Raw genomic sequence first — 17,820 nt, forward strand, 5'->3', positions numbered from 1 at the left:
AGTCAAATCATATATTTTAATATTTAAAAAAAGAGTTTCGGCTTAACCACTGGATTCGCTTATCCGCTTCATACCGAAACCAAAGTTCTCTTAAAAACAATAATAAACCCCCTACTAGAGCAAATTATAGTTTTGCTTCAGGTAGGAGGTTATTATTTTCTTCATTTCGTTCAAACGGGAACTGTCATCTATGAGAATCATATAAGCGAATTTCGTACACTTCTGCCCGATCGCCGCCGTGCGTTTCCTTGATGATGACCCTAATCCGTGTTGATTGGATGGGATTCTCAAGGCGATGAATCTTTTTGCGAGTAAGGTTATGGCTATCTCCAGCAAAACGTACCCATTCCCCATTAATATATGCCTGCACCTCATAGCTCTTAACCAACTCTGGAATGACCAGAAACGGTGTTTCATGATGGTGCAAATTGATCAAATCCTCATTAACATCGTCATTAAAGGTAAGGTGGATTTCCCGAATATCCACTGGTTCTGGAAGTTTGACTTCAATCCATTCTTCACGGCCATTAGCGATGGGTTCCGATACCCACAGCTGTGGACCGCCAAACGGGCGGACATAGCCGTTGATGACTTTATCAGGTGAATACGCGCCAGTCTCAACTGCAAAACAAAATGGCTTTCGGACAAGGCGCTTCATCGACCATTCGATAATGGGCTGATTCGGCTGATGATCCTCCAGATCGGAGCTGACTATTGGCTTGACTCCTCGCTCGAAGGCGAGGACACCACTGATCGGGACAGCTGATGTATAAAGACTGACTGCTTCATTCGCACGAACAATGATAAATACATTACAAGGATCACCTCCAAACATTGCACTGTCAGCAGGCACCTCCAACCATTGTTTCTGACCTACATCGACCTCGATGTCCATAGCTTGCTTGAAGTTTGCCGGTACATAATTCTCAGGGCGACCTGTATCCCACAGTTCTATAGTCAGACTTGTGGCTTCACGAGCAGAGACCAATAGCGTTAATCCTTCAATTCCACCCTCGGCCGGGAACAGCCATCCAACGTCAGCAAGCAGTCGGTACTCCTCGGAAGGTTCGTTAATCAAAATCCGGGTCATCGTGCTTGAAGCCGAGATGCTCCCCTCTCTCGCAAGGTCAGCAGAATCCATATTTCTGAGTCCTATAATTGAGGCATCGGTTCGCAACATCGTTTGCTGCAATTCGGTCAAGTGCTGCTCGCGCAGTTCACGAGGCGTGATGCCTTTGCTTACCGACAAGGCAGCGCCTGCACCTGCCGCTTCTCCCATGACCGCACAAGTTGCCATGACACGGGTTGTTCCGAATGCAACATGCGATGCACTAATATTACGTCCCGCAAACAGCAGATTGCTGACATTTCGGGAGTACAGGCATCCAAACGGAATATGATAAATGCCATCTGCATGCAGATGCTTGGAGCCGCTCTCGCTTGCATACATCCCTTGCGGAGGATGCAGGTCGATAGACCAACCGCCAAAGGCGACCCGGTCTTCGAATGGGCGCTGAGACATAACATCATTTTGCGTCAGGATCGTATCACCAAGGAAGCGGCGGTATTCGCGTTTGCCTGGAATCGAGCCTACCCATTCCAGCGTCATATCCTCGGCCTGAAACTTGCCGGAGTTCTTAATATAATCCCAGATGCCATAAATAACAGACCATAACTCATCCCGAATCTGTTCATTCTCATGTACCGTATCCAGCTCGCCGCCCCATTCAATCCACCAGTAATGACAGCCGGAATCTCCGCTGCGGATCACACGCTTTAGCGGAATTGGGGTTGTAGTAATGTCTCTAGCAAATGATGGAGCTACAAACCGTACCGGTTTTCCGGTATCTTTTGTATAGAACAGCAGTGTGCTGCCAAGCGTAATATCATCAGCAACTTCCGGTGCCCATTCTTCCCCAAACTCATGACGGGCTTCACGGCCAATCCGGTATGCTGCTCCAGCGAGAAAACCGATGAGTCCGTCACCTGTACAGTCAAGGAACATCTCACTTTCAAACGTAATCTCACGCTCGGAGCCCATCATCCAGCCTTTCACGCTACGAATTATTCTCGCATCCTTCTCACCGTCTGCTTCTACTTCTCTAACATCCGTATTCATATACAGAGTCAAATTAGGTTCGGCTCTTACCGCCTCCAGCAAAGTAACGTCCCACAGATAGGGGTTGCCTTCCGGATTCCGCTGTTGATTCTGAATGAACAATTCACCCATAATGCCGGTCTCCCTGGCATAACGGTTCACACCATGCCCCGTTGCACCACATACCCATACACGGACCTCGGAGCTGGAATTGCCGCCAAGTACAGGACGATTATGCACGAGTGCAACCTTTTGACCTAATCTCGCTGCTGCAATAGCGGCACAAATTCCGGAAAGTCCTCCGCCAATGACCGTAACATCGAATGATATTGTTTCGCGTCTCATTATAAAAACCTCCTTTGAATTAGCCTTTTACAGCTGAACTGGATACGCCCTGAATAATATATTTCTGACCAAGCAAAAAGATTAGAATCATAGGGATAATCGCTGCGGAAGAAGCTGCCATCATGCCGTTATAGTCAACGTTGTTTTCCAGAACGAAATTTTGCAGACCAAGCGGAATTGTATAAAGCTTTGGACTCTGCAGGAAAACCAGAGCATTCTCATAATCATTCCATTGCCAGGAAAAATCGATAATGGCAAACGTTGCAAGCGCGGGTTTGGCTAACGGTAACACCAGCTTGAAGAAAATTCGAAAATGACCCGCACCATCGAGTAATGCAGATTCTGTAATCTCGTTCGGAATACTGAGAAAGAATTGACGGAGCATAAATACGCCAAAGATTGAGAACATGGCTGGCAGAATTAATGCCCAATGCGTGTTATAAATATGAAGCCAGTTAAACAGGATAAACTTCGGAACAAAAACGACTTGAGGAGGAATCATCATCATGGATAGATACACGATGAAGAGGGTATTACGTCCTTTAAATTCCGTACGGGCGAAGCCATAAGCAGCAAAGGCCGACAAAAAAACGGCACCTGCTGTACCAATCACGGCAATCTTAATTGAGTTCAAATAATAAGGGAGAAAATTATAGTTTCCCGTCCAGATCCGCTTATGGCTGGTCCAGTCCAGCTTCGAAGGAAGCCATTGACGGAAGACCTCACTTGGAGTCTGGAAGGAAGTACTGAGCATCCATAAAAAAGGGACAATCATAAACAACCCCGCAATTAGCATAAGGATCGTTACAGAAAGCTTAACTGAGCGTGTCTTCGTTGTTCTAAACATAGAGCCAGCTCCTCTCTAGTAATGGACCCAGCGTTTTTGGCCGACCCATTGGATAATGGTAATGACGAGAATAACCGCAAACAGGAACCAGGAAATGGTTGACGCATAGCCCATCTCATAATAGCTAAATGCCGTTTTGTAAACGAACAGCGACAGAATCGTGGTGCTTCCGCTTGGGCCGCCGCCAGTAATCGCTTGGATGAGAGAGAAGGATTTGACCGTCATTATCAGCCCGGTAATCAATAGCATAAATGTCGTTGGACTAACAAGCGGCCATACAATTCTCCATGTAATAGTCGCTTTCCCTGCACCGTCAATACGTGCCGCTTCAAGCTGCTCAGTCGAAATCTCCTGTAGGGCTGCCAAATAGATAATCATGTTGTAACCTAACATAAACCATATTTGTACGACGTCAATGGCATACATCGCCGAACTCGAATCAGCAAACCAGCCCGGAGGCGATACAATGCCGATAAAGCGAAGTACTTCATTAATTGGCCCCTGAGATGGCTGGAACAGAAGCATCCATACAAAAGCAACGGCAACTCCGCTTGAGATATATGGCAGGAAGAACATGCCTCTAAGCAATCCTTTCAGATACACACTCCGGTTAAGCACAAGAGCAACAAGAAACGCAATTGCCAATGAGACTGGAACGGACATCAGGAATATGATCGTATATTTGATTGATGCATAGAACTGATCATCACCAAAAAGGCGTTTGATATTATCTAATCCGGTGAACGTCCAATTCGGATTGGCGAATTGATAGTCCGTGAACATCATAAAGAAGGAGTACAAGGCAGGCAGAATAAAAAATGCGAGGATACCGAGCATATTAGGCAAAATAAATACGTAGCCCACCCAGCCTTGTTTCCGAATCCAGCTGTTCCTTTTCACAGAAAACGCCGCCTTTCTTCTCGTATGGAACTTTTTAAATACAGCAAAGAGAGAAGACGGAAGCGAAGAATCCTTCTTCTCTCTTAAGGATATTGTCAGTATTCGATTATTTGATATATTCCTGATGGCGTTTGGCCATATTCTTAAGCGTTGTATCAATATCCTGCTCATTCAGGAAGTATTTCTCGTATTCTTCCTTGCGGGCATCCAGCTCTTGCTGCGGTACATTCAATTGGAATGATGGGAACTCACCGAACACAACGCTATTCATCGACTCTGTATCGTATTTGTCTTCAACACCCTTGAGCAGCAGGTCCATTGCCTGCTTGTTATCAACGCTCTTCGAGGATGGAAGGCGTCCTCCGCTTGCCATCGGCAACATTCCGCCGTCCGCATACCACTTTGCGAATTTCCATGCCGCATCCTGATGCTTGGATTTTGCATTAACGGAGAGCATATCCCCTAAACCGCCAGCATATTTATAATCCTTCTGATCGGCAGATACTTTCGGAATTGTAGCGAATGCGATTTTGAAGTCATGCGGAAATTCCTTCAGGTTATTGGCGTTGCGGAAAATAAATTCTCCTGCGGCTAACATAGCTGCCTCCCCTTTGAGGAACATGGTGTCTACCGGCATCTTACTTGTTACCTGTTCTCCATATTCGGGTGTCGATTTGTCCACAAACATCATGTCATGCACGATTTGAAGCTGCTTTTTCCAAAGATCATTATTGAAGTTAGATGTTCCTTCCGGCGTGGTTACGCCAAGGCCCGCTATGGTACCGTCGATTGCAGCGGTAAAGGCAGCATCATGCTGCATAAGACCGTACACATTCGTTTTTGTTAGCGCTTTCGAATATTCCCTCAAGTCATCCCATGTCCAATCAACGGGAGGAATCGGAAGACCGGCTTCATCCAGCATGCTTTTGTTAAGCCAGATGAATAACATGTTTTTCTTTGTCGGAATGCCATAATACTTATCTCCGATTTTCCATTGAGCGGCGTCTACTCCCATTTGCTCGTCGATGTTGTAATCTGTTCTGTTGCTCAGATCCAAAGCGACTCCTGCATCCACACGTTTCTGTAAACGGTTAATCGTGTAGTTGACGAACAAGTCTGCGTCCTGACCCGTCATGAGCGCGGTATCCAGCTTCAAGTTGCCGGGGTCATCATTTACATAACGGAAGTACTCGACCTGAATGTCAGGATTTTCTTTGTTCCAGCTGTCAATCACTTCTTGAGGTCCAGCCTCGGCAGGAACAGCTCCCCAAAGCGTGAGATTAATGGTCTCACCAGCTTTTTGATTCGCCGATCCCGCACTCGCTCCCTCGTTGTTAGCCCCTCCGCATGCACTGAGCATCGAAGCTGTCAAAGTCGTAATCAAAGCTGCCTTTAACCAATTTCTATATTTCATTTACAGTCCCCCTTATCGAGTTGATAAGCTGTTTGCTACGTCTTTAACTTTATCACCAGCCTGACATTGGGGGTATGAACGGTGTTTGGTTATTCATAGAACGATTTTTTGTTCTTTACGGTATTCGTTCGGGGTCAGCCCGCACCACCGCTTGAATATTTTAATGAAATAATTGTCGTTCTCGAAGCCTACCAACCTGCCAATTTCACTCACCGTTTTCTCTGTCTCTGTCAGCAGCATTTTCGCTGCTTGAACGCGGCGGTTTTGAATAAAATGCGTCATCGTGATTCCCATCTTCTTCTTGAATAAGTCACTAACATAACTGGCATCCATGCGAACATATTCAGCCAATCTTTTTAATGTCACATCCTCGGCGAAATGCTCCTCAATGTAGGTAATCATTCGGTTCAGTTCCGGATGATCCGTTGGTTCTTGGGCAGTCTTATCCGGGAACCATTTATCTGCCAGGCGAAGCTTATCCATTCTCGTCAGTTCTCCGGCTACTTTGTCCATGGTTTGCTTCAGTTCCTTCAAATCCAGAGAAAGTTTCATTAAATAACCTGAAGCCCCGTATTCCAATGCTTGTCTGGCATACTCAAATTCACTTACTGCCGTCAACATAACGAACCTGCATTCATGTCCCTCCTTTCTCGTGAGCTGAAGTAAACGGATGCCATCCATGAGCGGCATGAAAATGTCGGAAATGACAACATCGGGCTGCAGTTCCCGAATCAACTGCAAACCTTCCTCGCCATTTACCGCCTCACCGATAATTTCAAATGGGATATTCGCCTTTGTAAACAATTTGCGCAAGCTTGCTCTTGCGTACTGTTCATCTTCAACGATCAATGTGCGCCACAATGGTGCTCCCCTCCTTCAAATATGGTTTGGATAACAATAATGGGAAATGCATGAAGACCTGCGTTCCTTCCTCCGTCGACTCTATGCGAAGTCCTGTCGGCTGGTTCTTAAACATAAGTTCCAAGCTCTCGCGAAGGTTCTGTACGCCAATGCTTTTTCGTTTCCGGTAGGACTGATTCGCCTGGGATTTTTTCATTCCTATGCCATTGTCCGCAACCTCCAAAATAAGCAGCGAATGGTGGATTGATGCACGAATGTTAATCCGCCCCTCAAGCTGTGTTTGTCCAAACCCGTGAATCAACGAATTTTCTACCAGCGGCTGCAGACAAAATTTTGGAATCAGTGCATACTCCAGGTCCCTGGAAACTTCATAGTGAAGCTCGATGCCATGTCCAAACCGTTTCCGTTGGATATCCATGTAGGATTCAATTAGCACAATCTCCTCCTTCAGAAGAATAAGATCAACCTCCAAATTCAGCGTAGTTTCTAATATTTTTCCTAGCGATACACAAATCTCGTAAATCTCATCTTCATCCTTATCCAGTGCAATGCTCTTGATTGTATTCAGCGTATTCAGCAAAAAATGAGGATTCATTTGACCAAGCAACACCTGAAATCGGACAAACTGCTTTTGCCGCTCCTCCAGCTTTAACTGTTCCAACAGATTATTGATGTCTGCGATCATAAAATTAAAGCTTCGGGTTAGCGCCAGCAATTCACCTCTTCCTTGTTCCGGCAGCTTTGTCTTCAAATTCAATTTAACGGTTGTCTCCATCTTTCGTTGAAGATGCTTTAAAGGACCGGTAACGGTTGAAGAAATGAAATAAGTTAGCAGCACAAACAGCAGCAGGATGGCCCCATATACGGTATAGAACCTCAGCTTTTGTTTGTTCACTTCTTCAAATAACAAGGACAGGGGAATCTTTTTCACAAGATAACCGTCAAGCTCTTGAATCTTGCTATAGGTATACATCATATGATTGTTCACAATGGATTGGGAGGAGTTATCCTGTCCTTGGCTCTGACTTGCTGCTGTAATGGCAGATGACACGGTAGAGGGTATGTTATCCCCCGAATTGGATTGAAGCATAATTCTCCCATATCCATCCATTAGAAAATAGGCCCCTTCACCATCGCTGCCAAATGTATTTTCTTCCGTTTTTTCCTGGAACCATGCTTCATAATCGATACTAAAACGTCCATATGCGAAGGGTTTCAGCCCGTCGTCACGCAACACTTCGTAAAGGCTCAGCATCCGATTTCCTTTTCTCTCACGAACGCCGGTCGTCAAATCATTGGATTTCCATAAGTAACGCTGTCCCTCGGTCCTCTTCAGCTCCTGTACCCAGGGCTCGGAACTGATGTGGGCGTAATTCAGAGAATTCTCTGGCGTATACGAAGTGTAAGCATTTCCTTTTAAATCGATCAATGTGTAGAATACGGTAGCTCCCGTAAGGAAAAAGCTGTTCTCAATACTAGCAAATTTATTTTCCACAATTCGTTTTCGATGGATGGCATCATATAATTCCGGCTTCTGCATCACTTCGCGGAGGACAGAATCCTGATCCAGCAGCATCCCAGTCTTCATCACAAGACTCATCAAATCGATAAGATCGGCTTTGATGCCTTCGAGTTGCTTGACGTTAATGTCCGAAGCGTCCCGTTGAAGCATAACTTCCGTTTCTCGGAAGTTATAGAGGAATAATATGGCTATGGGCGTCAGGAGGAATAACAGAAAGGAAAATAGTATTCGGTGTTTAAAAGTGCCTGGCGTTATTCGTCGCAGCCATGTGGTCAACATGATTATTTCTCAGCCCTCCCATCGGTGTATACCTCCCAATTTACTGAACATTACGGTTGATCGCAATAGTAAATTGTAAGCGCTTATATGAGAAGTTGGGAGCCTCCTCTTTCCTATGGAATAAAAAAACGACAGCCAAATAATTGACTGTCGTTAGGTTCTTACTATTTCCGAATCGACTTGAAGGACTCCGTCTGCTGTGTAATGCCTTTCTCTGCCGCAAATCGCTCGATGCTGGATGCGCCGAAGAATCCATCGATGCCCTTCGTTCTCTCCATGACATAGGCCGCATCCTCCGGATCCGCAATGGGTCCACCGTGGCAAATAATCATGATCTCCGGGTTCACAGCCCGCCCTGCTTCAATAATCGCCTCGATTCGTTGTACACAGTCGTCCAGAGTCAGCGCTGTTTTTGCACCAATCGAGCCCTTGGTCGTCAAGCCCATGTGCGCAACCAAAATGTCAGCCCCCGCCTCCGCCATGGCTTTTGCCTGAGCAGGATCAAAAACATACGGCGTAGTCAGCATATCCAATTCATGAGCGACACGGATCATTTCAACCTCCAGATCGTACCCCATACCGGTTTCCTCCAGGTTTTGTCTGAACACCCCATCAATCAAACCAACGGTTGGGAAGTTCTGAACTCCGCTGAAGCCCTGCTCCTTCAGCTGCTTCAGGTATACCTCCATAATTCGGAAAGGGTCGGTGCCGCATACCCCTGCCAGAACAGGCGTATGCTTGACAACAGGCAGCACCTCGGCTCCCATCTCAACAACGATTTGATTGGCGTCTCCATAGGAGAGCAAGCCCGCCAGCGAGCCGCGGCCCGCCATTCTGTACCGACCGGAATTATATACGATTAACATATCTGCTCCGCCCGCTTCACTGCTCTTGGCCGTAATGCCTGTGCCTGCCCCGACACCTAGAAGAATTTTACCCTGCTTTACCTCTTCCTTAAATTTGTCCATAATTTCTGATCTGTTCAGCTTATTCATTTCGTATTTCCTCCTTATTGGATTCATTCGGAATTTGATGTCATGAGATCGATCAGCTTTTGTGCTGCGGCTTCTGCAAAGGCTGGATCGTTGATGGCGCAATCCATTTCAATCACTTCAACAATTGAGTGATCGACATGCTCACGTAGGGTATCAAACAACATCCGGTCCTCCTCCGGTCCGTAGAAAGGCTCCCCCTCCACATCAATTGAGGAGACGCCTCTAAGCGGCAGCATTAACACGGTTTTTTCCTTTGCCATGTTCAGCTTCTCCGCAAGTTTCCTGCCGATCTGTTCATTCTCTTCCACCGTGGTTCTCATCAGAGATACAGTCGGATTATGCTGATAAAACTTATGATCCTTGAATTTCTCCGGCACAGTATTGCTCGGCCCAAAATTGCACATATCCAAAGCGCCCACCGAGACTACCTGCGGAATACCATTGCGGCCTGCAGCCTCCAAGCGATTCGGCCCCCCATTTAAGACACCGCCGATGATTTCATCCGCCCACTCCGTCGTCGTCAAATCCAATACACCTTCAATGAAGCCTGCTTCAATCAACGCCTCCATGGACTGCCCTCCGATGCCCGTAGCGTGGAAGACAAGCACCTCGTAGCCCCGCTCCTCCAAATATTTTCTTGCCGCTGTCACACATGGTGTTGTCACTCCGAACATCGTGGCTGCAACAAGCGGCTTCTTATCCGGTTTGTGCGTATGCTCAAACTTGAGCATGCCCGCCATCGCAAATAATGCATTTGTAAATATTTTCGTGGAAATTGAGTTCAACCCTGCTACATCCACCACAGACGGAATCATGACAATATCACTCGTGCCTACGTAAGGAGCTGTGTTTCCAGAAGCAACGGTTGATACCATCACCTTAGGGACACCAATCGGCAGGGCTCTCATGGCAGGTGTGACCAGGGAGGTTCCACCAGTGCCACCAAAGGAAATGATTCCGTCAAATTTACCCTGTTTGTACAACTGTGGTACCAGCTTCTTCAATCCTATGGACAAAACTTCTGTAGCCAAAGCCCGATCCTTCTTTGCCGCAAGTTCTTCTATGATCATGCCTGCGGCGTGAGCGACTTCCTGATTGGACACATCCGGAACAAAGGACGGTTCAAATACGCCTGTATGAATCATTAATGTCCCCAACCCAAGCTCCTCTGCAATGCTCTTGACGTAAAGGTATTCATCACCCTTTGTATCAAACGTTCCAATGATTGCGACTGTTTTCATTCCACGGCCTCCTCGTATGACTCTTTAGAAACCAAGCTCGATCGCAGGTAGCATGCTGATTTTTTTGGCTAACAGAAAAACCAGTACGATCGTTATAACTTCATCATACTGGTCCTGTTTATTTATGAAAACGCTTTTATGTTCTATGTTTTTGTGTTTAGGTTAGATCTGTACTTCTTGGGAGAGCAACCCTTAAGCTTTTTGAACATTTTGCTGAATTGTGCGTAATTGGGATACCCAACCATTCCGGCCACTTCGGATAATTGAAGCTGCGGCGCATGAAGAAGCGTGACGGCTTTATTTATGCGGAAACTCACCAGATAGGTCTGAAAGCTGCAGCCAACCTCCTTTTTAAACAAACTGCTCAAATAGCTGCGGGAAACATGAGCAACCTTGGCCAGATCCGAAAAAACAATTTCACTGCTGTAGTTTTGCGCCACGTACTCTTTGACAAACTCAACGTAATCATAATGATGGGTGATGCCTTTCAGCATTTTGACCATAAAATCGTCCTCATCCAGTTTACCCAGGCGTTTAAAATCGCGTGTAATTGCCGTAATCGACTTCTCGGAAGGAATTCGTTCAAAAGCAGAACCGCCAATATAGCCCATAATATCTGTGTTGTCGCTATACATGTACTGGACATCGACCGGCGTCTTTACCGGGCCGCCATAAATCATCTTGATCAAATTCGGCTTAAACTGATTGCAGGTATCAAAAATACGCAGCGCCTTTGATTTGGCGGCCTCCAAGGATACAACCTTCCGTGCACCCAATAACCCGCCTTCGGTCAGGCCGAGATGAGCACAGATTACATCTGCTCCCGCTTCAATCATCTGGGCTGCCTGAAGCTCATCAAATACGAACGCCACCGTAAACAAATCCTGTTGATGGGCCAGGCGTATAGCCTCAACCTCAATGTCATAACTTATTCCGTCTTCCTCCAGAGCCTCTCTGAACAATCCGTCTATCAAGCCAACTGTAGGATAGTTGTTGACTCCCGAAAACCCTTTCCTCTTGATTTCCTCTATATAATCAGCCAATACTATGGTTGGATCATTCGCATTCAGTCCAAAGAGTACGGGAGATTGCCTCACCAGCGGCACAATTTCTCTTGACGCAAAATCCATCACCATATCATTACTGTTGCAAAACGGCAAAAAGCCGGCTAGAGAGCTCCTCCCCATCTGGCGAAACTTGCCGGAGTTCAGCATTAATATAAAATCCGCTCCATTCTGAGCTGCATACTTGGCTGTAATGCCCGTGCCAGTTGAGACACCGATGATGTGATTTCCCTCGCGCAGCTGTGATTGAAGACGCTCCAGTATGACTGTTCTGTTCAAACTCATCCGCTCCTCAACACAATTTAACAATTGTAGTTTTTGCTCCTCATTATTATTGTACATCATTCCATATAGCTCATTCCCTCCTTCCTCGAACCGTTTTGTTAAGGGGCATCAAAAAAGCCGATTTCCCAGTTGGGAAATCGACCTCAGACAATGCTCTTGATTCGTTACTGTGTGACAATAATCGGACCATTTTTAGTAAGGATAATCGTATGTTCCACTTGAGCTACATAGCTTTTTTCTGTAGCAAAGGTCCATTCGTCTTCTTTTTGATACACTTGTTCTTCTAAAGTTGAGATAAATGGTTCGAATGCAATAACCATGCCTTCTTTTAATAACTCATCATCCGATGTATCGTTATAATTATAAATATGGTCAGGTGCTTCGTGTATGTTACGTCCAACACCATGTCCTGTAAGGTTTTTAATTACGGTTAATCCATGCTGTTTTGCTGTTAGGAATACCGCTTTTCCGATGCCGCTTTTTTTGGAACCAGGTTTTGCTTTTTTAAGACCTGCTTCAAATGCTAGCTTAGCAACGTCGCATATTTTCGTTAACACTTCTTCTCCTTCGCCTACTACAAACGAGATTCCTGTATCTGCGAAATAACTGTTTTTCGAGCCAGAGACATCTATATTGACTAGATCTCCTTCTTGAATAACCCGTTGCCCCGGAATACCATGTGCCACTTCTTCATTAACACTAATGCAAGTATAGCCAGGAAAATTATATGCACTTTTTGGAGCTGAGACTGCGCCTTCTTTCTCAAAAAGCTCTCCAGCTATATCATCAAGTTCCTTCGTCGTTATGCCAGGAACTGTTCTTTGTACCAATTCATCTCTGATAAAGGCAACAATTCTGCCAATTTCCTTCAAACCATTAAAGTCTTCTTCTGTTTTTGCAATCATTGTTTTCTGACCTCACTATCTTTTATCATCAATTAAATATATAAGCTGAAACAATCAATTAGATAATCATATCCAAATGGTCAAAGCTTCGCAACTTTTTTTAGAAACTCAATTTATCAATAACACATTGACACTAAAAAAGAAAAGCCCCTTCCGTCTTCAAAGGGGCTGAATATCGCATTATACCTCTTCTTCTCCGGCCTGACTCGGCGGAGCCATCAGACCTTTGACGGCACCCATAAATGGATGGATGGATTTGATCATGCCGTAGCCCATTTTCATGACCGGCATGAATTGCTGGATCATGCCGAATAGCCGCATGCCGCCGCCAAGTATGCCTCCAGCCGAAGCCGCACCACCAAGCCCGCCAAACAGCGAGCCCATCATCGGTAGAAAGGACGAAACCTGCGCACGTGATACTGCGCGCGAGCGGGTAGACGGTTTACGTGTACCATTTACCCGTTTCCGGTTCTGAGAACGACCGTTTTTGTTGCGTGAAACGCCCTTTCTTTTGGAACGCGGGGAACTGTGGGTTGTGGCCACCGTGTTGGATAACTTTCCTCCCCCGGTAAGCACCACGCCTCCGCTATTCACGTCAGAAATGTAACCGATGTACGTTTCACCACTATGAAGAGTCACGCAGACGGGCCGGGCCTTATACCGCTTTGCCTTTAGGCGTATTTCATTGGTTTTAGCCATGGATTTTCACCTCGCTCTACTGAATCTACTTCAGTTTACGCAAGAAGTGGACTACTTGCCTGTGCGAATGAGACATACGTGCGGTATTCGCTATAGGTCAATTCATCAAATTAAATGATAGCAGTGGAAATATAACTACAAATCTCGCGGAGCCCACCACCAACAAAAGCAAAGAGCTAAGCGGGACATATGCCGCTTAGCTCTTTGGTCTCTTTAAATGCTAACTCTACTTATTCAGCAAGGCATTGGCCTTCTTCGCCGCTTCAGCTACAGCGGCCTCTGCCGAAACGGAAGAATCAACAACCGCACGAAGAATCTCATTCTTGATCATCTCACCAATCTCTGGATAAACCTTCTGCATTGGACGTGGACCCGCATATTCCAGTTGGTCTACCGCCACCTTGAACAGTGGCTTTTCCTCATAAAGCTTTTTCATTTCATCGCTCTCCACTGCACTGATTCGGCTAGGCAAATAGCCCGTGAAGGAGCTTGCATAAATCGTTTGTTCTTTGGAGGTCATCCACTTGATAAACTTCCACGCCGCTTCCTGCTTTTCTGGAGTCAAGCCAGAAGTCATAACCAGGTTGGCACCGCCTGTCGGCACTCCAAACGTATCATTTGCAGGCATAAATGTCGTTCCAAGTTCAAAGCCCTGCTCTTCTGCAACCTTCATATTATTGGTCAGATCCGCAGTGGAGGAGAACAGCATCGCTGAACGCTGATTGTGGAAATCCGTTTTGGCTTGCGTACCCGCATCATCGGTCGTACCGATGCTCATAGTACCTTCATCCTTCATCTTGAGCCACAGCTTCACAGGTTCAATGCCGGTTTCATTATCAAATGCCGCACTTTTTCCGTCCTCGCTGATCATCGTGCCTCCACTCTGCCTTACAAAAGCTTCATAAAGCCAAATATCGACAGGCATCGAGATACCGTAACGCTGATCCTTAATCGTTAGCTTGCGTGCATAATCTTCAAATTCTGCCCAATTCTTGGGTCCAGCAGGATCCAGTCCCGCCTCCTTCAGCATCGTACGATTAAAGTACAGAATCGGGGTGCTGCGTAAATACGGGAGAGCATATAGTTTTCCATTCACATAGGAATTTCCCATTAGCCCTTGAATGAAATCTTCCATATCCAGCTGGTCCTTCTCAACAAAAGAAGTCAACTCCTGCGTCATGCCTGATTCGGCAAACACACCCACTGAAGCAATTTCATTTTGCCATACTTCGGGGGCATTGCCCGCTGCAAAAGCAGCCTGTGCCTTTGAATGCTGATCTGCATACGTCCCTTGATATTCCGCCTTCACGATCACTTCATCTTGGGATTCATTAAACATCTTAACCAAGTTCTCATTGTTCTCGGCGATCTTGTCTCCCCATGAGTACCAATATGTAATCTCTATTGGTTTGTTGGCCGTATCATTGGAATTGCTACCGGAAGCAGCGCCGGTTGAACCATCGGAGTTGGAAGCACCACAAGCTGAAAGAGTAAGCGCAAGCGTTGCCGCTAACAAAACAGATCCAAATTTTTTCATGAATAAACCCTCCTGTTAATCTGATTATTTAACACCCGAATAGACAAATGCTTTAATAATTTGACGTTGTCCAAATAAGAAAACAATAAGAATCGGAACGACCAAAATCATGTTTCCAGCCATCAAAATATGCCAGGCAGCTCCTCCGTCAACCTCGCGCAGCTTAGAGATCCCGATCGGAAGCGTTCTTGCTGCATCGGAGGTTGTCATCACGAGCGGCCAGAAATAATCATTCCAGTGTGCAATGAAGCTGAACAATGCGAATGTTACTAACGTTGGACGCGCCATTGGCACCATAATCTTAAGAATGATCTTCCATTCCGGCGCCTGGTCAAGTCGCGCAGCTTCAATAAGCTCTTCCTGTACTTGCTTGAATGACTGCCTGAGCATGAATATGCCAAAGGCACTGGAAGAGAAGGGCAGAATGAGTGCCAGCAAATTGTTAATAAGTCCCCACTTGCTCATCAACAAATACACAGGTAGGAAAATGAGCTGACCAGGAATCATCAAGGTCACCATCGTAATCCCGAATAACAGCTTGTCTCCTTTGAAGGAGTATCTTGCAAAAGCATAGGCCGCCAATATTATCGTCGTGAATTGAAGAACGAGTATGCTGACCGATACAACAACGCTGTTCATTAGATATTTCAAAAAAGGCCCCGATTCCCACGCCGCTTGGAAATTGCTCCACATCACCTTGGAGGGAATCCACTTGGGTGGAAAAATTACCGTCTCCGGGTAAGACTTCAAAGATGTTGAAATCATCCATAGAAAAGGGATAGCAAAAATCGCAACCAATGCTATTGTGGCAGTAATATTGAGCGTACGTAGCAATGACTTCCTTGCCATAAATTCCCCTTCTCCTCTCTATTGGTAGTGAACCTTGCGGCTCAGCAACTTGAAGTAGACTAGCGTAAGCAGACCAACGACAACGAGCAGTATAACTCCTGCTGCCGATGCATAACCGATCTTGAAATAGCGGAATCCATACTCGTAGATGTAAAAGACGAGCGTATTGGTTGAATTGATTGGACCCCCGTTTGTCATAATGGCAATGGTCTCAAACACCTGGAATGAACTGATCAGATTAATGATGATTAAGAAGAATAGTGTCGGCGAAAGCATGGGAAGCGTAATTTTGTAGAATTTGCGCCACCAATTGGCCTCGTCCAGCGCTGAGGCTTCATACACATCCCTGGGAATGCTTTGGAGGCCCGCGATGAAGATGAGGGCGTTATAGCCCACGCCTTTCCAGACCGAAACAAGCACAAGCGACAGTAATGAACTGTCTGGACTACTCAGCCATGCCAGTTTGGGCAAACCAACCATATCAAGCAAACCGTTAAGCAATCCGAATTTGGGATCCATCAGCCACATCCACACCAGGGAGACCGATACAAGTGAAACAATATGTGGACTGAAAAGCGCACCCTGAACAAACCCGTACCATGCCCCTTCCCGATTCAGCCAGATCGCAAGCAGAAGTGAAATCACAATGGATAAGGATACGGAAAGAAGCGTATAGTTCAAGGAATTACTTAACACCTGAAGAAATGCACTATCCTTAAATAATTCAACAAAGTTATTAAATCCTACGAACTCTTTGACAGGATTAATAAAATCCCAGTTGTAAAAGCTTAAGAAGATCATATAGAAGATTGGATAAAGGAAAAAAATGGAGAATACTGTGATGGAGGGAGCCACCAATACATAGGGACGGAGCTTGGACCAGACAGTCATGAATATCCTCCTCCCAGGACAATCAGCTCTCCCGTTTCGGACAGCTCATGCTGACGAGCACGCACACCGTTCCGATCAAAATAGTACAGATCCTGCATAGACACGATGATGTTTACCTCGAAAGCTGACTCCAACGGTTTCAAGAAGCTCTTCACGGCGATAAGTCCAAGCGCGGAATCCAGTTGATAGATGATCTCTGCTCCCAGTGTCTCGCGTGTCATGATATGAGCTGAGAACTGAATATGCCCGGTCTGCGGTCTGTTTTCAAGCGTCATCGTTGCTTTCTCTGGTCGAAAGCCAATATGGCCAATATCATCATGAAGCTGCCCATTCCAAAAAGGCAGGATACGTTCACGATCAATAACATTCATCGGCGGTGTACCGATAAACTGCGCTGTGAAAACATTATCCGGATCATTGTAGATTTTCATAGGACTGTCTGCTTGTTGAATACGCCCTTTATTCATGATGACGATGCGATCTCCCATGGACATGGCCTCAACCTGGTCATGAGTTACAAAAACAAAGGTTGCGCCCAGCCGTTTGTGAAGCTGAATCAGTTCCGTGCGCATCTGATGGCGTAACTTGGCATCCAGATTCGATAATGGCTCGTCCATCAGGAAGACTGCGGGACTTTTAACCATGGCCCGAGCCAAGGCAACCCGCTGGCGTTGACCTCCGGACAGAGCTTGGGGTTTCTTATGCAAATACTCTGCCAGGCCGACGACCTCGGTGATCTCCTTGATCAGTCGCTCACGTTCGGGCCGAGGCACCTTGCGATTTACTAATCCAAACTCAATGTTTTCCTTAACTGTCATCATTGGATATAATGCATAGTTTTGAAATACCATCGCCACATTACGCTTGCCCGGCTCTACCTCATTGACACGATGGTCCCCAATCCAAATTTCACCACCCGTTTCTTTCTCAAGTCCTGCAATCATGCGGAGTGTCGTCGATTTTCCACAGCCGGACGGGCCGACCAATACCGTAAAGGAACCATCCTCAATGGTCAGATCGAGACCTTCGATAACTTTGTCCTGCTTGAAGCTTTTTTCGATCTGCTTTAATACAATTTGAGCCACGAC

At 46.0% G+C, this 17,820-nt stretch carries 15 protein-coding genes; all 15 read right to left on the reverse strand.

What is annotated here, in order from left to right:
• Positions 1 to 184: 184 nt before the first annotated feature.
• Complete coding sequence (locus RS891_RS17525; protein ID WP_315792623.1) at positions 185 to 2,443, reverse strand: FAD-dependent oxidoreductase; 2,259 nt, start codon at positions 2,441 to 2,443, stop codon at positions 185 to 187.
• A 19-nt stretch (positions 2,444 to 2,462) separates the two neighbouring features.
• Complete coding sequence (locus RS891_RS17530) at positions 2,463 to 3,290, reverse strand: carbohydrate ABC transporter permease (RefSeq protein WP_064637560.1); 828 nt, start codon at positions 3,288 to 3,290, stop codon at positions 2,463 to 2,465.
• A 15-nt stretch (positions 3,291 to 3,305) separates the two neighbouring features.
• Positions 3,306 to 4,190, reverse strand: a complete 885-nt coding sequence (locus RS891_RS17535; RefSeq protein ID WP_076289323.1) for a carbohydrate ABC transporter permease — start codon at positions 4,188 to 4,190, stop codon at positions 3,306 to 3,308.
• A gap of 106 nt (positions 4,191 to 4,296) precedes the next feature.
• The gene (locus tag RS891_RS17540) at positions 4,297 to 5,604 is read right to left on the reverse strand and encodes an ABC transporter substrate-binding protein (protein WP_315792627.1); all 1,308 of its coding nucleotides are present in this window, start codon (positions 5,602 to 5,604) and stop codon (positions 4,297 to 4,299) included.
• A 93-nt stretch (positions 5,605 to 5,697) separates the two neighbouring features.
• Positions 5,698 to 6,465 carry a response regulator transcription factor gene (locus RS891_RS17545; RefSeq protein ID WP_315792629.1) on the reverse strand — a complete coding sequence of 256 codons (768 nt, stop codon included), beginning with the start codon at positions 6,463 to 6,465 and terminating at the stop codon, positions 5,698 to 5,700.
• The gene (locus RS891_RS17550) at positions 6,443 to 8,266 is read right to left on the reverse strand and encodes a cache domain-containing sensor histidine kinase (RefSeq protein WP_315792630.1); all 1,824 of its coding nucleotides are present in this window, start codon (positions 8,264 to 8,266) and stop codon (positions 6,443 to 6,445) included. The genes RS891_RS17545 and RS891_RS17550 overlap by 23 nt, the downstream gene beginning before the upstream one ends.
• Before the next feature lie 164 nt (positions 8,267 to 8,430).
• Positions 8,431 to 9,261 carry a phosphoenolpyruvate hydrolase family protein gene (locus RS891_RS17555; RefSeq protein ID WP_315792631.1) on the reverse strand — a complete coding sequence of 277 codons (831 nt, stop codon included), beginning with the start codon at positions 9,259 to 9,261 and terminating at the stop codon, positions 8,431 to 8,433.
• A gap of 23 nt (positions 9,262 to 9,284) precedes the next feature.
• Positions 9,285 to 10,502, reverse strand: a complete 1,218-nt coding sequence (locus tag RS891_RS17560; protein WP_315792633.1) for a Tm-1-like ATP-binding domain-containing protein — start codon at positions 10,500 to 10,502, stop codon at positions 9,285 to 9,287.
• Between the two features lie 143 nt (positions 10,503 to 10,645).
• Positions 10,646 to 11,851, reverse strand: coding sequence for a phosphoenolpyruvate hydrolase family protein (locus tag RS891_RS17565; RefSeq protein ID WP_315792634.1), 1,206 nt, complete (start codon positions 11,849 to 11,851; stop codon positions 10,646 to 10,648).
• A 164-nt stretch (positions 11,852 to 12,015) separates the two neighbouring features.
• Positions 12,016 to 12,756 carry a type I methionyl aminopeptidase gene (gene map, locus RS891_RS17570; protein ID WP_063568306.1) on the reverse strand — a complete coding sequence of 247 codons (741 nt, stop codon included), beginning with the start codon at positions 12,754 to 12,756 and terminating at the stop codon, positions 12,016 to 12,018.
• Between the two features lie 180 nt (positions 12,757 to 12,936).
• Positions 12,937 to 13,455 carry a hypothetical protein gene (locus tag RS891_RS17575; RefSeq protein ID WP_315792637.1) on the reverse strand — a complete coding sequence of 173 codons (519 nt, stop codon included), beginning with the start codon at positions 13,453 to 13,455 and terminating at the stop codon, positions 12,937 to 12,939.
• A gap of 226 nt (positions 13,456 to 13,681) precedes the next feature.
• Positions 13,682 to 14,992 carry an ABC transporter substrate-binding protein gene (locus tag RS891_RS17580; protein ID WP_113054285.1) on the reverse strand — a complete coding sequence of 437 codons (1,311 nt, stop codon included), beginning with the start codon at positions 14,990 to 14,992 and terminating at the stop codon, positions 13,682 to 13,684.
• A 24-nt stretch (positions 14,993 to 15,016) separates the two neighbouring features.
• Positions 15,017 to 15,841, reverse strand: a complete 825-nt coding sequence (locus RS891_RS17585; protein WP_064637538.1) for a carbohydrate ABC transporter permease — start codon at positions 15,839 to 15,841, stop codon at positions 15,017 to 15,019.
• Positions 15,842 to 15,859: 18 nt separating this feature from the next.
• Positions 15,860 to 16,732 carry a carbohydrate ABC transporter permease gene (locus RS891_RS17590; protein ID WP_315792638.1) on the reverse strand — a complete coding sequence of 291 codons (873 nt, stop codon included), beginning with the start codon at positions 16,730 to 16,732 and terminating at the stop codon, positions 15,860 to 15,862.
• Positions 16,729 to 17,817: an ABC transporter ATP-binding protein gene (locus RS891_RS17595; RefSeq protein WP_315792640.1), complete on the reverse strand. Its 1,089-nt coding sequence runs from the start codon at positions 17,815 to 17,817 to the stop codon at positions 16,729 to 16,731. The genes RS891_RS17590 and RS891_RS17595 overlap by 4 nt, the downstream gene beginning before the upstream one ends.
• Positions 17,818 to 17,820: the final 3 nt, after the last annotated feature.

Origin of the sequence: Paenibacillus sp. BIC5C1, assembly GCF_032399705.1 — a bacterium.
GTDB lineage: Bacteria > Bacillota > Bacilli > Paenibacillales > Paenibacillaceae > Paenibacillus > Paenibacillus taichungensis_A.